The sequence below is a fragment of the Kitasatospora sp. NPDC058184 genome, assembly GCF_042883725.1.
Lineage (GTDB): Bacteria > Actinomycetota > Actinomycetes > Streptomycetales > Streptomycetaceae > Kitasatospora.
Genome location: NZ_JBHVVE010000002.1, coordinates 524,643 through 545,491, shown reverse-complemented (window position 1 = coordinate 545,491; position 20,849 = coordinate 524,643). Strand labels below are relative to the sequence as shown.

The 20,849-nt window shown below is 73.5% G+C and carries 24 protein-coding genes; 16 read left to right on the top strand and 8 right to left on the bottom strand.

Annotated elements, in window-relative coordinates:
* The first annotated feature begins 5 nt into the window (after positions 1-5).
* On the top strand, positions 6-635 hold the full coding sequence (locus ACFVXH_RS05630) for a TetR/AcrR family transcriptional regulator (protein WP_079272406.1): 630 nt from the start codon (positions 6-8) through the stop codon (positions 633-635).
* Positions 632-2,284, top strand: a complete 1,653-nt coding sequence (locus ACFVXH_RS05625; RefSeq protein ID WP_387820399.1) for a glycerol-3-phosphate dehydrogenase/oxidase — start codon at positions 632-634, stop codon at positions 2,282-2,284. Before ACFVXH_RS05630 ends, ACFVXH_RS05625 begins: the two co-directional genes overlap by 4 nt.
* Before the next feature lie 122 nt (positions 2,285-2,406).
* On the opposite strand, the gene ACFVXH_RS05620 is transcribed toward ACFVXH_RS05625, so the two are convergent.
* Complete coding sequence (locus tag ACFVXH_RS05620; RefSeq protein ID WP_049650183.1) at positions 2,407-2,709, bottom strand: hypothetical protein; 303 nt, start codon at positions 2,707-2,709, stop codon at positions 2,407-2,409.
* Positions 2,710-2,837: 128 nt separating this feature from the next.
* Here ACFVXH_RS05620 and ACFVXH_RS05615 point away from each other — a divergent pair, with 128 nt between their 5' ends.
* Entirely contained in the window at positions 2,838-3,254 is a 417-nt protein-coding gene (locus ACFVXH_RS05615; RefSeq protein WP_387820397.1) for a hypothetical protein, read from the top strand.
* Positions 3,255-3,402: 148 nt separating this feature from the next.
* Positions 3,403-3,978 (top strand): TerD family protein, encoded by a 576-nt coding sequence (locus ACFVXH_RS05610; RefSeq protein WP_049650185.1) that lies wholly within the window; start codon positions 3,403-3,405, stop codon positions 3,976-3,978.
* Positions 3,979-4,055: 77 nt separating this feature from the next.
* On the opposite strand, the gene ACFVXH_RS05605 is transcribed toward ACFVXH_RS05610, so the two are convergent.
* The gene (locus ACFVXH_RS05605; protein ID WP_387820394.1) at positions 4,056-5,366 is read right to left on the bottom strand and encodes an FAD-dependent monooxygenase; all 1,311 of its coding nucleotides are present in this window, start codon (positions 5,364-5,366) and stop codon (positions 4,056-4,058) included.
* A gap of 288 nt (positions 5,367-5,654) precedes the next feature.
* On the opposite strand from ACFVXH_RS05605, the gene ACFVXH_RS05600 reads away from it, so the two are divergent.
* The 7 genes from ACFVXH_RS05600 (at position 5,655) to ACFVXH_RS05570 (ending at position 12,317) form a co-directional block, all read left to right on the top strand.
* The gene (locus ACFVXH_RS05600; protein ID WP_375874517.1) at positions 5,655-7,697 is read left to right on the top strand and encodes an FAD-dependent oxidoreductase; all 2,043 of its coding nucleotides are present in this window, start codon (positions 5,655-5,657) and stop codon (positions 7,695-7,697) included.
* Positions 7,698-7,878: 181 nt separating this feature from the next.
* Positions 7,879-8,439 carry a YcxB family protein gene (locus ACFVXH_RS05595; RefSeq protein ID WP_117490641.1) on the top strand — a complete coding sequence of 187 codons (561 nt, stop codon included), beginning with the start codon at positions 7,879-7,881 and terminating at the stop codon, positions 8,437-8,439.
* 77 nt (positions 8,440-8,516) lie between these two features.
* A complete protein-coding gene (locus ACFVXH_RS05590) occupies positions 8,517-9,101 on the top strand; it encodes a PadR family transcriptional regulator (RefSeq protein WP_387820392.1) in 585 nt (194 codons plus the stop codon).
* Between the two features lie 91 nt (positions 9,102-9,192).
* A complete protein-coding gene (locus tag ACFVXH_RS05585) occupies positions 9,193-9,954 on the top strand; it encodes a hypothetical protein (RefSeq protein ID WP_387820390.1) in 762 nt (253 codons plus the stop codon).
* A gap of 368 nt (positions 9,955-10,322) precedes the next feature.
* Positions 10,323-11,003, top strand: coding sequence for a hypothetical protein (locus ACFVXH_RS05580; protein ID WP_074004114.1), 681 nt, complete (start codon positions 10,323-10,325; stop codon positions 11,001-11,003).
* Between the two features lie 375 nt (positions 11,004-11,378).
* Positions 11,379-11,891 carry a hypothetical protein gene (locus ACFVXH_RS05575; protein ID WP_387820388.1) on the top strand — a complete coding sequence of 171 codons (513 nt, stop codon included), beginning with the start codon at positions 11,379-11,381 and terminating at the stop codon, positions 11,889-11,891.
* Between the two features lie 177 nt (positions 11,892-12,068).
* Positions 12,069-12,317, top strand: a complete 249-nt coding sequence (locus ACFVXH_RS05570) for a hypothetical protein (RefSeq protein ID WP_387820386.1) — start codon at positions 12,069-12,071, stop codon at positions 12,315-12,317.
* A gap of 57 nt (positions 12,318-12,374) precedes the next feature.
* Here the strand turns inward: ACFVXH_RS05570 and ACFVXH_RS05565 are convergent, their stop codons facing one another.
* Positions 12,375-13,679: an acetylhydrolase gene (locus ACFVXH_RS05565; protein WP_387820384.1), complete on the bottom strand. Its 1,305-nt coding sequence runs from the start codon at positions 13,677-13,679 to the stop codon at positions 12,375-12,377.
* Positions 13,680-13,919: 240 nt separating this feature from the next.
* Entirely contained in the window at positions 13,920-14,882 is a 963-nt protein-coding gene (locus ACFVXH_RS05560) for a phosphatidylinositol-specific phospholipase C (protein WP_387820382.1), read from the bottom strand.
* A gap of 239 nt (positions 14,883-15,121) precedes the next feature.
* On the opposite strand from ACFVXH_RS05560, the gene ACFVXH_RS05555 reads away from it, so the two are divergent.
* Positions 15,122-15,388, top strand: a complete 267-nt coding sequence (locus ACFVXH_RS05555; protein WP_053111985.1) for a hypothetical protein — start codon at positions 15,122-15,124, stop codon at positions 15,386-15,388.
* 36 nt (positions 15,389-15,424) lie between these two features.
* Here the strand turns inward: ACFVXH_RS05555 and ACFVXH_RS05550 are convergent, their stop codons facing one another.
* The 3 genes from ACFVXH_RS05550 to ACFVXH_RS05540 form a co-directional block, all read right to left on the bottom strand.
* The gene (locus tag ACFVXH_RS05550; protein ID WP_387820380.1) at positions 15,425-16,267 is read right to left on the bottom strand and encodes a methyltransferase domain-containing protein; all 843 of its coding nucleotides are present in this window, start codon (positions 16,265-16,267) and stop codon (positions 15,425-15,427) included.
* A gap of 167 nt (positions 16,268-16,434) precedes the next feature.
* Positions 16,435-17,097 (bottom strand): ferredoxin, encoded by a 663-nt coding sequence (locus ACFVXH_RS05545; RefSeq protein WP_387820378.1) that lies wholly within the window; start codon positions 17,095-17,097, stop codon positions 16,435-16,437.
* Positions 17,098-17,245: 148 nt separating this feature from the next.
* Entirely contained in the window at positions 17,246-17,689 is a 444-nt protein-coding gene (locus ACFVXH_RS05540; protein ID WP_387820376.1) for an ArsI/CadI family heavy metal resistance metalloenzyme, read from the bottom strand.
* 88 nt (positions 17,690-17,777) lie between these two features.
* Between ACFVXH_RS05540 and ACFVXH_RS05535 the strand changes: the two genes are divergently transcribed.
* From ACFVXH_RS05535 to ACFVXH_RS05520, 4 genes are read left to right on the top strand one after another with little or no spacing between them, the layout of a single operon-like run.
* Positions 17,778-18,200: an ArsR/SmtB family transcription factor gene (locus ACFVXH_RS05535; RefSeq protein ID WP_387820374.1), complete on the top strand. Its 423-nt coding sequence runs from the start codon at positions 17,778-17,780 to the stop codon at positions 18,198-18,200.
* Entirely contained in the window at positions 18,197-19,297 is a 1,101-nt protein-coding gene (arsB, locus tag ACFVXH_RS05530; RefSeq protein ID WP_049651011.1) for an ACR3 family arsenite efflux transporter, read from the top strand. The genes ACFVXH_RS05535 and arsB overlap by 4 nt, the downstream gene beginning before the upstream one ends.
* A complete protein-coding gene (locus ACFVXH_RS05525; protein WP_387820371.1) occupies positions 19,290-19,748 on the top strand; it encodes an arsenate reductase ArsC in 459 nt (152 codons plus the stop codon). Before arsB ends, ACFVXH_RS05525 begins: the two co-directional genes overlap by 8 nt.
* Before the next feature lie 23 nt (positions 19,749-19,771).
* The gene (locus ACFVXH_RS05520) at positions 19,772-20,269 is read left to right on the top strand and encodes a GNAT family N-acetyltransferase (protein ID WP_387820601.1); all 498 of its coding nucleotides are present in this window, start codon (positions 19,772-19,774) and stop codon (positions 20,267-20,269) included.
* A gap of 109 nt (positions 20,270-20,378) precedes the next feature.
* On the opposite strand, the gene ACFVXH_RS05515 is transcribed toward ACFVXH_RS05520, so the two are convergent.
* On the bottom strand, positions 20,379-20,720 hold the full coding sequence (locus tag ACFVXH_RS05515; RefSeq protein ID WP_117490663.1) for a hypothetical protein: 342 nt from the start codon (positions 20,718-20,720) through the stop codon (positions 20,379-20,381).
* Between the last annotated feature and the right edge of the window lie 129 nt (positions 20,721-20,849).

Here is a 20,849-nt window from a genome sequence, read left to right as displayed (position 1 = left end):
ACATCATGTCAAGTAGTAACGACGAGCCCGAGACGCCGGGCCAGACCCACGGGGGCACCGGCCAGGTCCCGGGGGCCCGCAGCACCGACGACGCGATCCTGGACGCCGCCGCCGACCTGATGGTCCATCTCGGCGTGCGCCGCACCCAGCTCGCCGAGATCGCCCGCCGTGCCGGGGTCAGCCGGCCGACCGTCTACCGCCGCTGGCCGGACGTCCGGGCGGTGATCGGCGCGCTGCTCACCCGGGAGATCCTGGCCACCCTGGAGGCCGCCGTGCCGACCGGCCGGGACCGGGAGGCCTTCGTCGAACGGACCGTGGAGATCGCCGTCCGGCTGCGCGACCACCCGGTGATCGGCGCGCTGCTGCGCTCCGACGACTCCGACCTGCTGCTCGAGTACGTCGTCGAGCGGCTCGGCGCCAGCCAGCGCGGCCTGCTGGAGGCACTGCGCACCGGCATCGAGCAGGGCCAGGCGCACGGCTCGATCCGGGAGGGCGAGCCGCTCGAACTGGCCGCCATGGTCCTGCTGACAGCCCAGTCCACCGTCCAGTCGCACCGTATGGTCGCCTCCCTGCTGCCCGAGGCGGCTTGGCGGCGCGAACTGGCCAGAGCACTGAACGGATACCTCGCGCCATGACCCCCACCGCAGGCCCGCACACCGGTCCGCACTCCAGCGCGCACGCCGGTCCGTCCTCCGGTTCGCACGCGGGCCCGTACACCGGTCCGTACGCCGGGACCTCCCGGCTCAACGCCGTCCGAAGGGCGGCGGAGCTGGAGGCGCTCGGCGACGACGCCCGGATCGACCTCCTGGTCATCGGCGGCGGCGTCACCGGCGCCGGAGTGGCCCTGGACGCGGCCTCGCGCGGCCTGCGCACGGTGCTGGTCGAGGCCCGGGACATCGCCTTCGGGACGAGCCGCTGGAGTTCCAAGCTGGTGCACGGCGGCCTGCGCTACCTCGCCTCCGGGCGGATCAAGGTGGCCTGGGAGAGCGCGGTGGAGCGCGGCGTGCTGATGACCCGCACCGCCCCGCACCTGATCCGCGCACTGCCCCAACTGGTGCCGCTGCTCCCGGACCTGCTGCGCCCCGGCCAGGCCGCGCTGATCCGTACCGGCTTCCACGCCGGGGACGCGCTGCGCCTGACGGCCGGCACCCCGGGCGCGCTGCTGCCCCGGGTGCGCCGGATCGACGCCGACCGGACCCGCCGGCTGGTGCCGGGCGTGCGGACGGACGGGCTGCGCGGCGCGCTGGTCGCCCACGACGGCCAACTCGTGGACGACGCCCGGCTGGTGGTCGCACTGGCCCGGACCGCCGCGCAGTACGGTGCCAGCGTGCTGACCAGGGTGCGCGCCGAGCAGGTCACCGGCACCTCGGCCCGGCTGGTCGACACCCTGACCGGGCGGGAACTCACCGTCCGGGCCGGCGCGGTGGTCAACGCCACCGGCGTCTGGGCGGGGGAAGTGGACACCTCGATCCGGCTCCGGCCCAGCCGGGGCACCCACCTGCTGGTGGACGCGAAGGCCCTCGGCAACCCGGCCGCCGCCCTCACCGTGCCGGTGCCCGGCTCCACCAGCCGCTTCGTCTTCGCCCTCCCGCAGCAGCTCGGCCGGGTCGCGATCGGCCTGACCGACGAGGACGCCCCGGGCCCGATCCCGGACGAGCCGCAGCCCACCGAGGCCGAGCGCTCCTTCCTCCTCGACACCGTCAACGCCGCCCTCGCCACCGCCCTGACCAGGGCGGACGTGATCGGCGCCTACGCCGGGCTGCGCCCGCTGATCGACACCGGGGACGGCAGCACCGCCGACATCTCCCGCGAGCACGCGGTGCTGGAGAGCCCGTCCGGGGTGATCACCGTGGTCGGCGGCAAGCTCACCACCTACCGCCGGATGGCCGAGGACGCGGTGGAAACCGCCGTCCGGCTGCGAGGCCTGCCCGCCCGCGCCTGCTGGACGGCCCGGCTGCCGCTGGTCGGCGCCCCCGGTCACGGGGACAGCCGCCCGCTGCCCGCCGGGGAGGCAGGCGTCGGGGACGGAACTGCCGGGCGGGTGCCCGCCTCGCTGCTCGCCCGCCACGGCGGCGCGGCCCACGAGGTGCTGGCAGCCGGGGAGTTGACGCCGATCGCCGAGGGCCTGGACGTGACCCGCGCCGAGATCGCCTACGCCGTCAGCCACGAGGGCGCGCTGGACGCGGCCGACGTGCTCGACCGCCGCACCAGGATCGGGCTGGTCGCGGAGGACGCCGAGCGCGCCCGGAAGGCGGTCGAGGAGATCGTGGCGGAGGCGCGGTAGCGCGGCAGTGCGCGGGGCCGGCCCGGCTGAGCGCCGTACCGGCACGTGTCCGCTCCGTTCCTGCGGCTCCACGCCTTGGCGCGGCAGCCGTGGACGGGCGCGGCCGTGCGGATGAGGCGGAATCAGCGCGCCGTGCGCTCGGGCATCGGGTGCTGGGCGCCGGACAGCTCCAGGACGCAGGAGAGCGGGTGCTCGGCCCGGCCGGTGCGGTCCAGCCGCACCGCGAGCGGCCTCGGCGGGGTCGGCGGCTCCTCGGCGACCTGGGCGGTGAGGGTCAGCGGATAGTCGCCGTGCCCGTGGACCCGGTGGAAGTCGCACTCCTTGCCGTCGACCAGCAGCTCGGTCTCGGTGATCCAGCCGGACCGGACGTTGACGGTCACCGAGTGCCCGCCCTGGTCGAGGTGGAAGCTGTACCGCTGGCGCATCGGGACCTCCGGCGACCGGGCCTGCGACGAGGGGAGACGGCGGTGAGCCGACGAGGGGGAACGGGTGAAGATCGGACGAGGGGAAATCCACTGCCAGTCTAGGGCGGGAGGTCGCTAGGGTGCTCGGCATGCGGAGCACAGCGGGCGGCCTGCGGCCGTACGGGCCGGACGAGGAGGTGGCCGAGGACGAGTACGTCCTCGGCCTGTACCGGGTGCCGGTCAAGGTGAGGACGGGGCGCGGGGCCGGCCCGGCGCCGCAGCCCGGGCGGCTGGAGGCCTGGGTCGACGGCGGCGCCCTGCGGGCCGTCCTGCGCCGTCTGGGTGCGCGGACCCTGCCCACCCTCGCCCGCCACGAGCCGGACCTCGACTTCAGCAGCCGGATCCGGCAGCCGTCGATGGCCGCGCTGGTCCGGGAGATCGAGCAGGTGGACCTGGCCCGGCTCCCGGCCGCCGAGCGCGAGGTGCTGGGCCTGCTGCTGGGCTGGGGCCGCAGGGCGGCGGCCGAGAACGGTGCGCTGCGGATCGAGATCGACGCCGTGCGGTGACGCCCTGACCGGGCCGGCGGCGGTTCCCGGGCACGGTTCCCGTGTGCGACCCGGAGAAATTCCCGGGGTGGGCCCGCCTGTAGACGGATTCTCGTGATCTCTACAGTGTTGTAGATTCGTCCACAGGGAGAGATCAGAGGAGGGCATTGTGGGAGTTTCGCTGGCCAAGGGCGGCAACGTCTCGCTGAGCAAGGAGGCGCCCGGTCTGAGCGCCGTGATCGTCGGTCTCGGCTGGGACGTGCGCACCACCACCGGGGCCGACTACGACCTGGACGCCAGTGCGCTGCTGTGCAACGCGCTGGGCAAGGTGGTCTCGGACCAGCACTTCGTCTTCTTCAACAACCTCCGCAGCCCCGAGGGTTCGGTCGAGCACAGCGGCGACAACCTGACCGGCGGCGGAGACGGGGACGACGAGCAGATCAAGGTCGACCTGGACCGCGTCCCGGCCGACGTGGCCAAGGTGGTCTTCCCGGTGTCGATCTACGACGCCGACGCCCGGCTGCAGAACTTCGGCCAGGTGCGCAACGCGTTCATCCGGATCGTCAACCAGGCCAACGGCCTGGAGATCGCGCGCTACGACCTGACCGAGGACGCCTCGACCGAGACCGCGATGGTCTTCGGCGAGCTGTACCGCAACGGCAACGAGTGGAAGTTCCGCGCCATCGGCCAGGGCTACGCCTCCGGCCTGCGCGGCATCGCGACCGACTACGGCGTCAACGTCTGACCGTCGTCCGTCGGTAGCGGTCAACGCCCGTTCGCCCGAAGCGGGTCGACCGGGGTTCGGCAGTCACGGCCACGCGCTCAGTCGGTACGGCCGAGCGCGTGGCCGCCGAAACCCCCGCCGCCGGTGAACTGGTGGTGCCACCAGGCGGTCATGGCCGGTTCGTCCATCCCCGACCAGTCCGGCGCCGCGGTGACCTGGGCCCGGCCCAGGGTGCGGCCCAGCTCCACCAACTCCCGCCCGGCCGCCGTCCGTTCGCGGTCGTAGGCGGCCAGCAGAGCTGCCCAGGAGTCGGCCTCCCGCCCGGCCAGCTCGAAGGCGTGGGCGTCCTGGATCGCCTTCACCGCGCCGCTGGTGTTGTGCGGGCGCACCACGGTGGCCGCGTCCCCGCCGATCAGCAGCCGTCCGGCCGTCCGGGCCGGGGCCGCCAGGTCGTAGACCGGCTGGAGGAAGGTCCGTTCGCGCGGGGTCAGGGTGACCAGGCCGGCCCAGTACGGCGGCAGGTACCGCTCGGCGAGCCGGCGCAGCTCGTCCACCTGCGGGTCGGTGAGGCTGCCCGCCGGGATGCTGGTCGGGCCGTCCAGGCGCAGCCAGGCGGGGGTGGGGGCGTAGAAGACCCAGTTCACCTGGGTGCGGCCGGGCGCGACCCCGGGGATGCGGTAGATCACCACCTGGCCGCCGGGGTAGCAGGCGGTGATGCACTGCTCCTCCGGCCAGGGCGCCGCGCCGCCGGGCAGCTCGGCCAGCAGGGCGGCGTCGTAGCTGCCGCGCCAGCACACGTACCCGGCGTACTCGGGCTCGGCCTGCGGGCAGACGGCCTCGCGGACCACCGAGCGGTAGCCGTCGGCGCCGATCACCAGGTCGTACGTCTCGCGGCCGCCGTCCGTCTCGACCCAGGCGCCGCCCGTCTCGGCCCGGGTGCCGTCCGGCTCAGCCTGGGGGCCCTCCGACCCGCCGCCGTCCGGTTCGTCCCCGCCCGGCTTGTTGCCGACGGCCGTCACGGTGGCACCCAGCCGGAACTCGACCTGCTCGGGCATCCGTTCGCGCAGGGCCTGCCAGAGCACGCCCCAGTGGTGCGAGTGGAACGGGAAGGGCTGGGCCCAGAGCAGTCGCCCGCAGCCGTCCGGCCCGTCGCCCTCGCCGGCCGCGCCCCGGGCGACCCAGCGGCGGACGGTGAGGCGGTGGCGGCGGGTGTCCGCGTCGAGGTGTCCGGCCCGGACCAGTTCGTCGAAGCGGTCGTTGTGGGTGCACAGCCCCACGCCGCGGTCCTCCAGGTGCCCGGGGCTGCGTTCCAGCACCACCACCCGTTCCGCGCCGAGCCGGGCGGCCGCGCCGGCGAAGGCGCTCCCGGCGATGCTGCCCCCGACCACGGCCACCGAGCCACCGCGCACGGTCGCTCCTCTCCTGAGTCCCGAGCTTCGAGTCCGCGGCGTCCCCGCGATGCGATGTCCCCCCGCGACGCCCCCGCGATGTCCGGGACACGACGATACGCGTCCGGTCGGTCCCCGGCGCCGTGTTCGAGCCATCCGGAGGGCCCTTCCGGCGACCCTGGAGAGCCTTATGCAACTAGTTGCATACCCCGCCGCCCGTCCCCTACCCTGCGGTAACAACGCCCCCGGTCCACAACGCCCCCGGTCCACTTCCCGGTCCACTCCCCGCCCGCGCCCCAGGAGACGTCGATGAGCGCCCACCCCGGCAGCAACCGCTACCCGCACCTGCTCAGCCCGCTCGACCTCGGCTTCACCACCCTGCCCAACCGCGTGATCATGGGCTCGATGCACGTCGGCCTGGAGGAGGCCCCCGGTGGCTACGAGCGGATGGCCGCCTTCTACGCCGAGCGGGCCCGCGGCGGCGTCGGCCTGATCGTCACCGGCGGCATCGCCCCCAACGAGGCCGGGCGCCCCTGGGAGGGCGGCGCGATGCTGACCACCGAGGAGGAGGCCGACAGGCACCGCGTGGTCACCGACGCGGTGCACGCCGCCGGCGGCAGGATCGCCCTCCAGATCCTGCACTTCGGCCGCTACGCCTACCACCGCGACCTGGTCGCCCCCAGCGCGATCCAGGCCCCGATCAGCCCCTTCACGCCCAACGCGCTCACCGCCGAGCAGGTCGAGCAGACCATCGAGGACTTCGCCCGCTGCGCCGAACTCGCCCGCCGCGCCGGGTACGACGGCGTCGAGATCATGGGCTCCGAGGGGTACCTGGTCAACGAGTTCATCGTCGCCGCGACCAATCACCGCGAGGACGAGTGGGGCGGCACGTACGAGCGGCGGATGCGCTTCCCGGTGGAGATCGTCCGCCGGGTCCGCGAGCGGGTCGGCGAGGACTTCATCATCGTCTACCGCCTCTCCATGCTCGACCTGGTGCCCGGCGGCTCCACCCTCGACGAGGTCGTGCGGCTCGCCCAGGCCGTCGAGGCCGCCGGGGCGACCATCATCAACACCGGCATCGGCTGGCACGAGGCCCGCATCCCCACCATCGCCACCTCCGTGCCGCGCGGCGCCTTCGGCTGGGTGACGAAGAAGGTGATGGGCAAGGTCGGCATCCCGCTGGTCACCACCAACCGCATCAACACCCCCGAGATCGCCGAGCAGTTGCTCGCCGAGGGCAGCGCGGACCTGGTCTCGATGGCCCGCCCGCTGCTCGCCGACGCCGACTTCGTCGCCAAGGCCCGGGACGACCGCGCCGAGGCCATCAACACCTGCATCGGCTGCAACCAGGCCTGCCTCGACCACACCTTCAACCTCCAGATCACCTCCTGCCTGGTCAACCCGCGCGCCTGCCACGAGACCGAACTCGTCCTCGGGCCCACCCAGTTGCGCAAGCGGATCGGCGTCGTCGGGGCGGGCCCGGCCGGCCTCGCCTTCGCCGTCTCCGCCGCCGAGCGCGGCCACGACGTCACCCTGTACGACGCCGCCGAGGCGATCGGCGGGCAGCTGAACATCGCCCGGCGCATCCCCGGCAAGGAGGAGTTCGACGAGACGCTGCGCTACTTCCGCACCCGGCTGGCCGAGTTGGACGTCACGCTGCGGCTCGGCGCGACCGTCACCGCCGAGCAGCTGGCCGGGCAGGGCCACGACGAGCTCGTCCTCGCCACCGGCGTCACCCCGCGAACTCCCGCCGACATCCCGGGAATCGACCACCCCAGCGTGCTCGGCTACCTCGACGTGCTGCGCGACGGCGCGCCGGTCGGCGAGCGGGTCGCCATCCTCGGCGCCGGCGGCATCGGCTTCGACGTGGCCGAGTTCCTCACCGACCCGGGCGACGCGGCGAGCCTCAACCCGCCGGTGTTCCAGGCGAAGTGGGGCATCGACCCGGAGTACCGCGAGCGCGGCGGCCTGCGCGCCCCGGAGCGGCCGAAGCCCCCGCGCAGCGTCCACCTGCTCCAGCGCAGGACCAGCAAGGTCGGCGCCGGCCTCGGCAAGACCACCGGCTGGATCCACCGCACCGAGCTCAAGCACCGCGGCGTGGTGATGGTCCCCGGCGTCACCTACGACCTGATCGACGACGCCGGTCTGCACATCACGGTGGACGGCGAGCGCCAACTGCTGCCCGTGGACACCGTCGTGCTCTGCACCGGCCAGGAGCCGCGCCGCGACCTGTACGAGGCGCTGCGCGAGCGCGGCCTGCCGGTGCACCTGATCGGCGGCGCCGACGTGGCCGCCGAACTGGACGCCAAGCGCGCCATCAAGCAGGGCACCGAGCTCGCCGCGGCGCTCTGAGCCCTCGCGTTCCGTACGGTCGGTGCCCCCGCGTCCCGCACGGTCGGCGCCCCCGCCGCGAGCGGGGGCGCCGACCGAAAACCACTCGCCGTCCGCCCGGGGGCCGTTGCTAGTATCCGCAGGTCGCAGCGCGGATCACGGCGCGCGGGGCGTGGAGCGGATCACAGGGGAGAGCAGGCCGATGGACGAGCAGGGCGAGACGGCGTACGCGCCGATGGCGGACGAGCCGGCGGCGGACGAGCGGGTCGAGTTGGCGTACACGCCCACGGTGGCGGACTTCCGGGAGGCCCTGGCCGCCCGGTCCCGGGCGACGCGCGCGGGCCGGCGCCAGCGGGCGTTCCTGTACCTGCTCGTCGTCTGCGGCCCGCTCATCGCCGCGCTCGACCTCTCCACCGGCAAGGGCATCGGCTTCCCGCCGGTGTTCATGGTGCTCGCCGCGCTGGCCCTGCTCCTCTGGCTGCCCCGGCTGCAGGCCGGCCAGTTCCACAAGTTGACCGCCGACAAGGGCGAGTTCACCGCCACCGTGGCAGCGTCCGGCGTGACCATCACCAACCGCCACTCCACCAGCACCCTGACCTGGCAGGCGGTCCCGCACCACGTGGAGACCCCGGGGCTGTTCGTCCTGCTGAGCAACGACAAGAACAACTCCTGCCTGGCCGTCCTGCCCAAGCGCGGCACCGCCGACCCCGACCGGCTGCGCGCCGTGCTCGACCGGCACGCCCCCGCGCCCGCCCGGGGCTGAGCCCGGCCAGTCCCGCTCGCCCGTACCCCGCCTTCGCCCCGTCCGTCCCCCTGCCCGCTCCCCGTACGATCGACGGCATGTCGCTGCCGCACGCCATCCTCACCGCCCTGCTGGAGAAACCGTCCTCGGGGCTGGAGCTGACCAGGCGGTTCGACCGGTCGATCGGCTTCTTCTGGCCCGCCACCCACCAGCAGATCTACCGCGAACTGGGCCGGCTGGAGGCCTCCGGACAGATCCGGGCCCTCCGGCCGGAGGCGCCGGTGCGCGGGCAGAAGAAGGAGTACGAGGTGCTCCCGGAGGGCCGCGCCGAACTGGCCCGTTGGACCGCCGAGGGCGCCGCTCCGCGCGCCGTCCGGGAGCCTTTGCTGCTGCGGCTGCGGGCGGCCGCGGTGGTCGGCACGGACGGCCTGACGGCCGAGCTGGAACGCCATCTCGCCCTGCACCGCGAGCAGTTGGCCGACTACCGGGAGATCGAGCGGCGCGACTTCCCGGTCGAGCGGGCGGACGAGGAGAACCGGCTCCAGCACGCGGTGCTGCGGGCCGGCATCGGACTGGAGAGCTTCTGGGTGCAGTGGCTCGCCGAGACCCTCGACACCCTGCCGGCCGAGCCCTCCCGCCCGGCCGGCCCCTCCGACGCTTCCGTGGCCTCCGACCGGCCCTGACCTGCGCCGATCCCCGCCCGCGCGCCCGGCCCAGCCCCCGGTGGGACACTGGTGGCCTGTCCCTTCCCGAACTCTCGACCGGGGGACCCGTATGTCTCTGACCAGGCCCTTCCACGCCCTCACCGCCGCGGCCGTCGTCGTGGCGGTCGCCCTGGGCCCGGCCGCCCTCCCGGCGTCCGCCGCAACCGCCCAGCCACTGCCCTCCGCCGACCAGCTGAAGTCGGCCCTGCTGACCGCGGCCGACCTCGGCCCCGGCTGGACCGAGCCCCCGGTGACCCCCAGCCCCAGCCCCAGCGCCGGCGCGAGCCCCAGCGCGAGCCCGTCGAACCCGGTGACCGGATGCGACGCGCTCAGCGCCCTGATCAACATGTACGTCACCCGGCCGGGCGCGGCGATCCCGCGCGCCGAGACCGAACTCGACGGCCCGAACGGCAACCCGATGGTCACCCAGGCCCTCGCGGCCGAGCCGTCCGACCAACTCGCCACCGACTTCAACTCCGCCGCCGACGCCCTGAAGACCTGCCACACCATCACCTTCAACGCCGGCCCCAGCGACACCGTGACCTTCACCGTCAGCCCGGTCACCCTCGGCGACCGCAAGGACGCCCCCGCCGTCCACCTCGACGGCACCCTGGCCGGCGTCCGACTCAACGGCTACGTCGGCATCGAACGCTTCGGCACGGTGGCCATGGCCTTCGGCTACTTCGAACGCCAGGGCAGCAACGAACAGGCCGCCTCCATGGAGTACCGCACCGCCGTCGCCAAGGTCGAACGCGCCCTCGGCGCCAAGGCCGGCAGCACCACCGCCCCCACGGCCGTCCCCGCCACCCCCACCGAGGGCCGCCGCGTCTGACCCTCCTCGCCCTCCGAACACCACCGCGGCCCCCCACCGAACGCACGAGGCGCTCGGCGAGGGGCCGCGGTGGTGGCCTGACGGCGACCGGACGGGGAGTCACGTTTTGGTTGTCCGGGAGCTCCTGTGAAGGCCCTCGTCGCTCTGTTGTTCCTGGTCCCCTTGTTTCAAGGAGCCCGCGGCGGGCGCCGGACCGCTCGGCGAGGACCAAGGGACCTGGAAGACTGGGAGCGTCGATGATGCCGGGGTGGGGGTTCTCGTGACCTTGCGGAACTACGACAGAGGGCATGGCTGCCAGATCTACCTGCAGGAAGAACGGAACGGGCAGCCTGACGTACGCAGAGGGATGAGCAGGAGACCGGTCTTCGGTGGGGGAGGCGATTCGCGTGGTGGGACGTTCGGTGGTGTTCCGGATGGTGCTGGTGGGGTTGTTGTGTGGCGCCAGTGCGTGCACCGGGGCGTCCGGTGGGCACGGCGGGGCGTCGGCGGGCGCCGTGTCCGGTGGGGTGGCGGCCGAGGTCGCGTGGCCGCTCGGTGAGGAAGGGGCGACGCTCTCGGAGGTCGAGAGGCGGCGGATCCTGCGATCGGCCGAGGAGAACGGCTGGGCTCCGGCCGGTGGCGAGGCCACGGTGGTCCGGTACGACAGCGGGTACGGCCCGGGGCTGATCTGGCGGGCGAAGGGGACCGGCGCGGTCTGTTCGGGATCGTCGCGTGGCTCGGGTCCCTGTGTTCCGCTGGCGGACATCGCCGCGAGGCCGAACCCGGGCGTCGGAATCTTCATCGGCGCCGCCTACTACGAGGGGAAGTGGTCGGTCATGCTGTTGTCCAGCGGTGAGACGGTCGATCGGGTCATGTGCCAGGGGCGGAGCTTTCCGGCGCGGCGGGCGTACGAGGTCACGGTCGACGGCGTGCTCCACACCGTCTACACGGTGTCGATACCGCGCGGACTCCAGGGCGAGTACCGGGTGGCCGTCCGACGGGACGGGCAGCCGGCCGAGGACCGCGTGACGCTCAACATGGATCGGGTCGCCGGCCCGGCGCGGTGCTGACCGGGCGGGCGAGGGCGGTGCACGGCGGGTGAGGCGGCGGCCCGGGCCGCCGGGGGAGGAACAGGTGACCGTGCTGTGAGGGGCTTCCCGAAGTCGCGGGAGGGGGTGGTCCTGCTGGCGGGCCTCCTGCTGATCGTCAGAGCGTAGTTCGCCCGGCGCTGATCCGGCAGGCCGAGAAGACTGGGGCCGTCCGGTCGGCGGTGCCATGGCGAAGGCTTGAGCAATGCGCACGGGGGGATGAGTCACGTGGTGGGACGTTCCATGAGGGTGAGCGCTGTTCTCGTGGGTCTGGTGTGTGCTGCCAGTGCGTGCAGCGGGGGTGGGGCCGGAGGGGTGGCGGGCAAGGGTGTCACGTCGGCGCCCGTGGTCCGGCCGGTGTTTGCGGAGAGCTCGAAGCAGGTGATCCTGCGGACGGCGAAGGAGAACGGGACGGCGCCGGCGGGTGATCGGTTCACGCTGGTCGAGTACGACGGCGGGTACGGGCCGGAGCTGATCTGGCAGGCGGAGCGGACCGGAGGTCTGTGCGCCGCGTCGGAGAGCGTCATGGCGGGTTGGTGTGAGACGGTGGAAGAGACCTCCGGGCGGCGGGTTCCCGGCGTCGGCGTCTTCGTGGACCCGGGGCTGCGCGAACGCGACGGGGAGGCGTCGTGGGTGGTGCGGGTGATGGCCAGCGGTGAGACGATCGACCGTCTGTCGTGCCAGGGAAGGGAGTTCCCGGTCCGTCAGGTGTACGCGGTCGACCTGGCCGGGGCCCGGCGCACCGTCTACACCGCCTCGATCCCGAGGAATCTCCAGGGGTCGTACCGGGTGGCCGTCCAGCGGGACGGGAAGCCGGACGAGGATCGTCTCGACCTCGGCTTCGAGAAGGGCCGTGTCGTGCAGTGCTGAGGGGCCGGCCGCCCTCGGGCCCGCTGCACGGGCGGATTCTGCCTGGCCGACGCCGAACTGCTGAAGCGCCGTTTCCCGCAGCTGGGTTCGCTGTCGGCGGCGATGTGGGTCGGTCGGGTGCTGACGCAGAACTCCGTGACGTGGGTTCCCGGGCCGACCGACGTGAGTATGCAAGGGGTGGCACAGGTCGAGTCGGCGACGCTGGCGGAGATCACGGCGAACGGGACGTGGGAGGAGGTCTCCATCGGTTGCGGTGTCCCGGAGGAGATCGCCGCCGAGGTGGGTGACCCGACCAGGTGGCTCCACAGCAGGGCCTTCGACGAGTCGGTCACCCGGACCCAGTACCCGGGGAGCTTCTACTTCGACAAGCAGACTGGCCGGGTCTACTTCTGCGCGGTCAATCCGAAGATCAGGGAGGGAAGTTGAGCGTCTGCGGGCCTTGCGGGCGGCCGTACCCCCGTGACGGCCGCCCGTCGTACGGGCCTACGGGTGGTAGACGACCTCCGGGAAGGCCGTCGACGGTCCGTCGAGCAGGTTGCCGCAGTGCCGGCCCCGCAGGTGGAGGTCGAAGAAGGCGCGCGGGTAGGCCTGTTGGACGAGGACGCCGCGGTCGGGGTCGAGGGTGCCGACCTGGGACTGGATGTCCTGCTCGGTCATGCCGAGCAGCTTGCCCGCCTGCGGGATCAGCGTCATGTTGTCGCCGTAGGAGCTGTGGATGGCGCCGGTGGCCTGGACGTCGAGGCGCCAGCCGCGCAGGTGGCCCCAGAAGGTCTCGATGAACGGGCTGGTGGCCCGGGTGTAGCGGGCGGTCATCATCATGAACGGCCGGTCGATGTCGGTGGTGATGGCGGGGTTCGACTCCATCCGCCCGTCCAGGGTGAGCCCGGCGCGGATGCGCTGGTCGGCGACCATGGCGAGGCCGACGGCGGTGCCGCCCTTGGACCAGCCGAAGGCGCCCATGTTCCGCGCGTCCAGGTTGCCGAGCAGGCCGGTCGGCAGGGTGCGGCCGTCGACGTCGGGGTTGCGGCCGTTGGCGAGGTCGACGACGCGGTCGAGGAGGAAGAGCAGGTCGGCGGCGTAGTCCTTCGGGGCCAGCCCCGGGGCGACGCCGTCCCGGGTGACGACGGTGCCGTCGGGGAACTCGGTGAATCCGTCGTGGGTGTGGTCGACGGTGACGACGGCGAAGCCGTGGCTGGCCAACTCCTGGACCACGATGGTGTGGTCGGCGCGGTGGCTGCCCGCGCCGTGCGAGTAGACGACGACGGGCAGCGGCCGGCCGGCCCGGTGGACGGGGGCGCCCTGGTGGCCGGCGGTGAGCGGGGCGAGTGAGAGGGGGAGGGGGAAGCCGGCGTCGTCGAGGAAGGCCTTCAGGGCGCCGTCGGTCATCCAGGGGGCGAGCGGGTACGCGTCGGCGGCCGCGGCCCGGGCCGGGTACCAGACGGTGGCCATCAGCTCGCGGAACTTTCCGGGTCGGGCGTTCGGGTCGAGCCTGGCCTCGTCGCGCAGGTGCAGTGGCACCATGCCCACGGGGAAGGGGCCGGTGGGCGCGGGCAGGGTGAGGCGGCCGGGGGAGTCGGGGCCGGTGCCGGTGCTGGTGCCCGTGGAGGAAGCGGGGGTGGAGGCGGGGGCGGCCGAGGCGGCGTGGGCGAGGCCCAGCGGCGCGACGGCGCCCAGTGCGAGGGCGGCGCCGAGCATGCGGCGGCGGCTCGGTCCGGTGGGGCGGGCGGTCGGCGTGCTGTCCATCGGCGTGGTGCCCGTCGGCGTCGTGTCCATCGGCGTGGTGTCCATGCGCGGAACGCTGTCACGGGGGGCGCGGGGGCGGCATCGGCCTGCGGATTGATGATCGGTCACCTGGCATTGGCCCACGGGTTTACATCCCCGGGCTGATGCGGAACGGGCGTGCGCGGGATCTCGCGAAGGGCGGCCCCGAGGGCGTGCGGTCGACGCCTCGGCCCCCTCGGGTGCGGGAGGGGGCCGAGGGGGCCGAGGCGGATGGTGCCGAGAGGGATGGTGCCGTCGCCGATGTGCCTAGACGAAGTTCTTGTCGATCAGCATCTGCAGCACGTTGACGTGGAAGTCCGGGAAGTCCATCGGCACGATGCCGAACCGGGCGCGCTGCTGGGTGCGGGCGTTCAGGTACGGGTAGACGGTGCGGTCCATCAACGACTGCGAACTGGTCTTGGGCCAGTAACCACCGGCGTACGACAGGAAGTTGACGAACATCTTCGAGTAACCCGGGTTGAGGAAGGCCTTGTCGAACTGGGCGACGATGCGCTGGCCCTTGGTCCCCAGGGGGTCGGTGCCGCCGGTCTGCCAGAGGTCCTGGGTGTCGAAGTAGCCGTTCTCGCCGCTGGACCAGTCGATCAGGCCCCACGGGTTGGTGAAGTCGGCGATCAGGACGACCTTCCCCCGGGCGGTGGCGAGGGTCGGCCAGCCGTAGAAGTGGAACAGGTCGCGGTAGCCGAGCCCGTCGAGGTAGTGGTTGATCCGCCGCATGAACTCGGTGTCGTCGAGCGCCTGGCCGCCGGCGCGCTCGTTGCGCAGGCGCATCAGGACGGTCTCGCCGGGGTGCGAGCGGAGGAAGGAGCGGCACTGGTCGAGCACGTCCTGGAGCCGGATGTGCTGGTAGTTGTCCGAGTGGTAGATCCCGAGTTCGTCGGGCGCGCCCTGGAGGCCGTTGCAGCGGATGTCGAGGAAGCGGACGCCCTCGGTCAACTGCTGGGGCAGGCCCCAGTTCTGGGTGTGCGACCACTCGGTGCCGTAGGCGGGGTTCTCGCAGCAGGAGTCGTGGGTGCCGGGGATGGTGAGGTCCAGGAGGGAGGTGCTGCCGTTCAGGCGGCTCATCCAACTGTCGGTCGGCAGCCCGCGCGGGGTGGTCGAGGCGGCGGCGGAGGGGGAGGCCGAGGCGCTGCCCGGGAGGGCGAGGCCTCCGAGGGCGGCGGCGCCGAATCCCGCGCCCCAGCTGAGGAGTTCACGACGTGCGATGCCCATGGTGCGGCTCCTTGGGGTCCAGTCGGTCCGGGGTCGATCCGGGGTCGATCCGGGGTTGATCCGGGGTCGGTCCGGTCGGTCGTACGAGTCGTGCGAGGCGTGCGAGTGGTGCGCTTGTCATCTTGGAGCACGCGGCCACTGCTTTGGCAGGTTCACGACGCCGGCAATCCGGGGCCGGACGGCCCCGGCGGGGTGAAGATCGAAATGCGCGGACGGCCGCCGCCCGCCACGGTGGGACCGTGGCTGCGATCGTCGTCCTCTTCGAACTGGCCCCGGACCAGGCCCTCGGCCCCGAGGGCGTCGGGCCGGGCGTGGTCGCGGTGCACGCCGCCGGCCAGGACCCGGACGTCCCGGAGGACCCGCAGGCGCGCACCCTCTGCGGGCTGGACACCGCGCCGATGGAGCACGCCCACTACCGCCCCGCCCGGCCGGGCGAGCCGTGGTACCCGCCCGAGCTGGAGCAGCAGCGGTGCCGGCTCTGCGAGGCGGCGCTGCACCGGCTTTGAGGGCCCTGAGGATCAGGAGAACGTTCGAGCGGTCGGTCAGCGGGGCCGGTGGGCGATCGCGGCGAACATCGTCACCGACAGGTGGAACGCCCCGTGCGCGGCGGCCGCGTCGAGGTCGGCGTAGAGCCGGTCGCGCTGCTCCTCGGTGAGCAGGCCCCGGCCGACGGCCGCCGCGCCGAGACCGCGGAGGATCGGTCCGCCGACCGTGTGGGGGTCGTGCAGGAGGACGTCGGCGCCGAGGGTGTCGACGGTCAGCCCGGCCTCGACCAGCCAGCCCGCGAGGCTGCGCCCGGCCTCCGGCTGGGCGGCGGCGCCCTGGACGACGGCGGCCAGCGCGGGACGGACGTCCGGGGCCACCGGGTGCAGCAGGAAGGTCGACCAGTCGGTGTCCAGCAGCGCGACCCGGCCGCCCGGGCGCAGCACCCGGGCCATCTCGGCGACGGCCTTCGCCGGGTCGGTGAGGTGCTGGAGAACGCGCTCGCACCAGACCGCGTCCAGCTCGCCGTCGGGCAGCGGCAGCGCCTGCGCGTCGCCGTCCAGGAAGCGGGCCGGGCTGCCGGCCTCGGTGGTGCGCCGCTCGGCGACGGCCCGCAGGCCGGGGTGGGGTTCGACGCCGATCGCGCTTCCCGTGGTGCGGCCGGCCGCACCGCCCTCCGGGCTGACCGCCGCCGCGAGCACCCGGGTCTCCGAACCGGTGCCGGCGCCGACGTCCAGCGCGCGCTCGCCAGGGCGTACGGCGAGCCGCTCGTGCGCCCACGCGCGCAGGCGCCGTACCCCGGGGTTGGCGGCCTGCGCGTCCAGCGCGGCGACCAGCCGGTCGGTGTCCGCCGGGTCGGCGTTGGCGGCGTGGAAGGCCGAGGTGGGACGCGGGTCGGTCATGGGCGCCACCCTAAACGGACATGACGGTCCATCGGCGACATCCCGCCCGCGCTCCTCGCGGCACGGCACGGCTCGTCCCGGACGGCGGTCCGCCCGCTGCCGACCGGCAGGGGCCCTGGCGTGGCGGGTCCGGCCGGCTTCCCGCTCCTCGTGCCCGCCGCCGCGGGTCAGAGTTCCGGCAGTGCCTCGCCGACGCGGGGTTCGCGGTGCTCGGTGAGCCAGAACAGGTAGCCGCGCAGGTAGGCCTCCAGTCCGTCGTCGAGGTAGGCGGCGTACTGGCGCAGGGCGTCCGGTTCGTTCCGGCTGTCGTCGCCCAGCCGCAGTTCGTCGGCGATCCAGGCGCGGACCTCGTCTCGGCGGGCCCACCAGTCGCGTACCGCCTGCGGGGTCCAGTGCCGGTCGCCGTCCCAGGCGTAGCCGCCCAGGGGCTCGTCGTGGGCGATCTCGACCAGGGCGGCCACTTCACGCGGGTTGACGGGCTGGCGGTGGACGAACTCGCAGTGCCTGTCGTCGGAGAGCACGTGCTCGGGGAGGTAGTACGGCCCGTTCAGTCCGCTGTCGGTCTCGCCGACGTAGAACGGGCCGGGCACGTTCAGCCTGCCGCGCTGCTCCCAACGGCCGCGGCCCACCGAGTCGGCCATCTCCCGGGCGGTCGGCAGCGGGTCCCAGTAGGCGAGCTCCTGCCACGGCCCCTCCGCCGGGTGGAGGAGTAGCCGCCCGCGCATCCGTACGGCCGACTGCCGCAGCGCCGCCTCGTGCGAGAGCTCCTGCCCCCGGTTCAGCGACCGGATCCACCGGCCGATCACCCCGCCCACCTGCGTCTTGCTCATGCGGCCCAGCCTAGGACCTGCTCGGGCGAAGGGCCTCGGTGAAGTGGCGGCCGCCTCATTCGGCGTCGGGCGCGCCCTGGTGGCTCCGGTGCACCGGAAGTCGGCCGGGCCGACTTCCCGCGCATGCCGACTTCCCGCGCACGCCGGCTCAGGCGGACGGCTCGCCGGTGGCGGTGCCCGTGCAGCAGGCCTCGGGGGCGCCGGCGGCGCTCTTGCCGAGGGTGTCGGCGTCGGCCTTGACCACGTAGACCTCCCAGGGCTCCTTGCCGGGGGCGGTCACCCAGACCTTGTCCTGGACGGCGTAGCAGCAGGAGGTGTCGTTCTCCTCGAAGGCGGCGAGGCCGGCGTCCCGGAGGCGGGTGGTGGCGGCGGTGACCTGCTCGGTGGAGGCGACCTCGACGCCGAGGTGGTCCAGGCGGGTGTCCTCGCCCGGCTCGCCCTCGATGAGGACGAGCTTCAGCGGGGGCTCGGTGATGGCGAAGTTCGCGTAGCCGGGGCGGCGCTTGGCGGGCTCGGTGCCGAAGAGCTTGCTGTAGAAGGCGATGGAGCCTTCGAGGTCGGCGACGCGCAGGGCGAGCTGGACACGGGACATGGTGGCCTCCAACAGGCTGGATCGAGCCTGGATCGATATCCGTCGATGCAAGCTTGCGGACTGGATCGGCGTTCGTCAATATAGAAGCATGTCGAAACAGGAACTCCGAGTGCTGGGCCAGGACGACGGCGCGGACGGCTGCTGCCCCGGGCTGCTGAGCGCCCCGCTGGACGAAGGGCAGGCCGCTGAACTGGCGCCGCTGTTCAAGGCCCTGGGCGATCCGGTGCGGCTGCGGCTGCTGTCGATGATCGCCTCCGGCGCCGGCGGCGAGGTGTGCGTCTGCGACCTGACCCCGGCCTTCGACCTGTCCCAGCCGACGATCTCCCACCACCTGAAGCTGCTGCGGCAGGCCGGGCTGATCGACTCCGAGCGCCGGGGCACCTGGGTGTACTACCGGCTGGTCCCCGAGACCACCGACCGCCTCGCGGGCGTCCTCACCCGCCCGGCGCCGCTCGAACCGGGCTCGGTGCCGCTCGAACCGGGCTCGGTGCCGCTCGGAGCCGCCGAGTGAGCGCCGCAACCGGGGCGCCCGCCCCCGCCCCCGTCGCCGGCCGGCTGTCGTTCGTCGACCGCTACCTCGCGCTCTGGATCCTCGCCGCGATGGCCCTCGGCATCGGCCTCGGCCGGCTCGTCCCGGGCCTGGGCGACGCGCTCGCGAAGGTGACCGTCACCGGCGTCTCGCTGCCGATCGCGCTCGGCCTGCTGGTGATGATGTACCCGGTGCTCGCCAAGGTCCGCTACGACCGGCTCGACACCGTCACCCGGAACCGCCGCCTGCTGATCCCCTCCCTGGTGCTCAACTGGCTGGTCGGGCCCGCCGTGATGTTCGCCCTCGCCTGGCTGCTGCTGCCCGACCTGCCGGAGTACCGCACCGGGCTGATCATCGTCGGCCTCGCCCGCTGCATCGCCATGGTGATCATCTGGAACGACCTGGCCTGCGGCGACCGGGAGGCCGCCGCCGTGCTCGTCGCCCTGAACTCCGTCTTCCAGGTGGTCGCGTTCGGCGCGCTGGGCTGGTTCTACCTGTCCGTGCTGCCCGGGTGGCTCGGCTTGGAACAGGCGGCGCTCGACGTGTCGGCCTGGGAGATCGCCCGCAGCGTGCTGGTCTTCCTCGGCATCCCGCTCGCCGCCGGCTACCTCACCCGCCGCCTGGGCGAGAAGGCCCGCGGCCGCACCTGGTACGAGACCGGGCTGCTGCCGCGGATCGGCCCGTTCGCGCTGTACGGGCTGCTGTTCACGATCGTCGTCCTGTTCGCGCTCCAGGGCCGTGCGATCACCTCACAGCCCCTCGACGTCGCCCGGATCGCGCTGCCGCTGCTGGTGTACTTCGCCGTCATGTGGGCCGGTTCCCTGGCGCTGGGCCGCGCGGTGGGCCTGGACCACCCGCGCGCCACCACCCTGGCGTTCACCGCCGCGGGCAACAACTTCGAACTGGCCATCGCCGTCGCCATCGCCACCTTCGGCGCCACCAGCGGCCAGGCCCTCGCCGGAGTCGTCGGGCCGCTGATCGAGGTGCCGGTGCTCATCGGCCTCGTCCACGTGGCCCTCGCCGCCCGCCGCTACTTCCCCCAGCCCGCCACCGCCGTCGAAGGGTCCGCCCGTGTCTGAGCCTCAGCCGCCCCTGCCCGCGGCCGTGTTGCCGTCCAAGCTGTCCAAGCCGTCCGTGCTGTTCGTCTGCGTGCACAACGCCGGCCGTTCCCAGATGGCCGCCGCCTTCCTGAGCCACCTCGGCGGCGACCGGGTCGAGGTCAGGTCGGCCGGCTCCGCGCCCGCCGACACCGTCAACCCGGCCGTGGTCCGGGCGATGGCCGAGGTGGGGATCGACCTCTCCGCCGAGACGCCCAAGGTCCTCACCGTCGAGGCGGTCCGGGCCTCGGACGTGGTGATCACCATGGGCTGCGGCGACGCCTGCCCGTACTTCCCCGGAAAGCGCTACCTGGACTGGCAGTTGGCGGACCCGGCCGGCCAGGGCGTCGACGCCGTGCGCCCGATCCGCGACGAGATCGAGCGGCGGGTCCGTGGTCTGCTCGCTGAGCTGGGCGTGGGGGCGGGGGCGTGAACGGGGACGTGACCGTCGTCGCGATGACGGCGGCGCACGCCGAACAGGTCCTGGCGATCTACCGGTTCGGGATCGACGGCGGCGACGCCACCTTCGAGACCGCCGCGCCGAGCTGGGAGGCGTTCGATGCCGCGCGCCTGGCCGAGCACCGCTTCGTCGCCCTCGACGGACACGGAGACGGGGACGGGCACGGGCACGGCCGGGTGCTCGGCTGGGCCGCGGTGGCCCGGGTGTCGGACCGGTGCGCGTACGCGGGTGTGGTCGAACACTCCGTCTACGTCCACCCCGAAGCGCGGGGGCGGGGCGTGGGCGCCGCGTTGCTGGAGGCGCTGATCGCCTCCACCGAGCGGGCCGGGATCTGGACGATCCAGTCGGGGATCTTCCCGGAGAACACGGCCAGTCTCGCCCTGCACGCCAGGGCCGGGTTCCGGGTCGTCGGGACGCGGGAGCGCATCGGCCGGCGCGACGGCCGGTGGCGCGACGTGGTCCTCCTCGAACGCCGCAGTCCTACGGTCGGTTGAGCACATCGCTGACCGAATCGCCGTCCGAAGAGCCGTCCGGCGGGTGGCGCGGAGTGGGAAGTCGGCCGGGCCGACTTCCCACTCCGCACGTGTCCGGGTACGGCGCCGACTACACGCCGACCGCGGTGCCGGCGTGGGCGGAGGCCGCCTGGTACTCGTCGTCGCCCTCGAACCGTGCTTCGCAGCCGGTGGTGAGGGTGCTGGCGACGATGACCGGATCGAGGATCTTGGAGCCGGAGTTCAGCTTGGCGATCCCGCTCTGGTCGGTGGTCGCGGAGCCGACGCGCTGGCCGCTCGCGGTGCTGTAGAAGGTGATCTGCCGCCCCACGATCGGCTTGCCGTCCGTGTCGGTCAGCGTGGCCTCGAAGTCGCCGCTGATCGGTGCGTTGGCGACCACGTGGCCGCTCACCGTGCGTGCCGTGAGCTGGACGGGCTTCTTCTCGGAAGTCATAACGTAACCTCCTGGATGCTCTGGGCTACTCCCTCCACCGTAGGCACGTCCGTGAGGGCCTGCACCCGGGACGTATCGCCGCAGGTCAGGGCCGTCGGCGGGGCCGCTCCTCACGGGCCGGTCCCGCCC

Coding starts and splice junctions, on each gene's coding strand:
- ACFVXH_RS05630 (WP_079272406.1), top strand. CDS start 6: ATGTCAAGTAGTAACGACGAGCCCGAGACGCCGGGCCAGACCCACGGG.
- ACFVXH_RS05590 (WP_387820392.1), top strand. CDS start 8,517: ATGTCGCTGCCGCACGCCATCCTCACCGCCCTGCTGGAGAAACCGTCC.
- ACFVXH_RS05595 (WP_117490641.1), top strand. CDS start 7,879: ATGGACGAGCAGGGCGAGACGGCGTACGCGCCGATGGCGGACGAGCCG.
- ACFVXH_RS05560 (WP_387820382.1), bottom strand. CDS start 14,882: ATGGGCATCGCACGTCGTGAACTCCTCAGCTGGGGCGCGGGATTCGGC.
- ACFVXH_RS05585 (WP_387820390.1), top strand. CDS start 9,193: ATGTCTCTGACCAGGCCCTTCCACGCCCTCACCGCCGCGGCCGTCGTC.
- ACFVXH_RS05625 (WP_387820399.1), top strand. CDS start 632: ATGACCCCCACCGCAGGCCCGCACACCGGTCCGCACTCCAGCGCGCAC.
- ACFVXH_RS05550 (WP_387820380.1), bottom strand. CDS start 16,267: ATGACCGACCCGCGTCCCACCTCGGCCTTCCACGCCGCCAACGCCGAC.
- ACFVXH_RS05565 (WP_387820384.1), bottom strand. CDS start 13,679: ATGGACACCACGCCGATGGACACGACGCCGACGGGCACCACGCCGATG.
- ACFVXH_RS05615 (WP_387820397.1), top strand. CDS start 2,838: ATGCGGAGCACAGCGGGCGGCCTGCGGCCGTACGGGCCGGACGAGGAG.
- ACFVXH_RS05515 (WP_117490663.1), bottom strand. CDS start 20,720: ATGACTTCCGAGAAGAAGCCCGTCCAGCTCACGGCACGCACGGTGAGC.
- ACFVXH_RS05600 (WP_375874517.1), top strand. CDS start 5,655: ATGAGCGCCCACCCCGGCAGCAACCGCTACCCGCACCTGCTCAGCCCG.
- ACFVXH_RS05520 (WP_387820601.1), top strand. CDS start 19,772: ATGACGGCGGCGCACGCCGAACAGGTCCTGGCGATCTACCGGTTCGGG.
- ACFVXH_RS05545 (WP_387820378.1), bottom strand. CDS start 17,097: ATGAGCAAGACGCAGGTGGGCGGGGTGATCGGCCGGTGGATCCGGTCG.
- ACFVXH_RS05620 (WP_049650183.1), bottom strand. CDS start 2,709: ATGCGCCAGCGGTACAGCTTCCACCTCGACCAGGGCGGGCACTCGGTG.
- ACFVXH_RS05540 (WP_387820376.1), bottom strand. CDS start 17,689: ATGTCCCGTGTCCAGCTCGCCCTGCGCGTCGCCGACCTCGAAGGCTCC.
- ACFVXH_RS05535 (WP_387820374.1), top strand. CDS start 17,778: ATGTCGAAACAGGAACTCCGAGTGCTGGGCCAGGACGACGGCGCGGAC.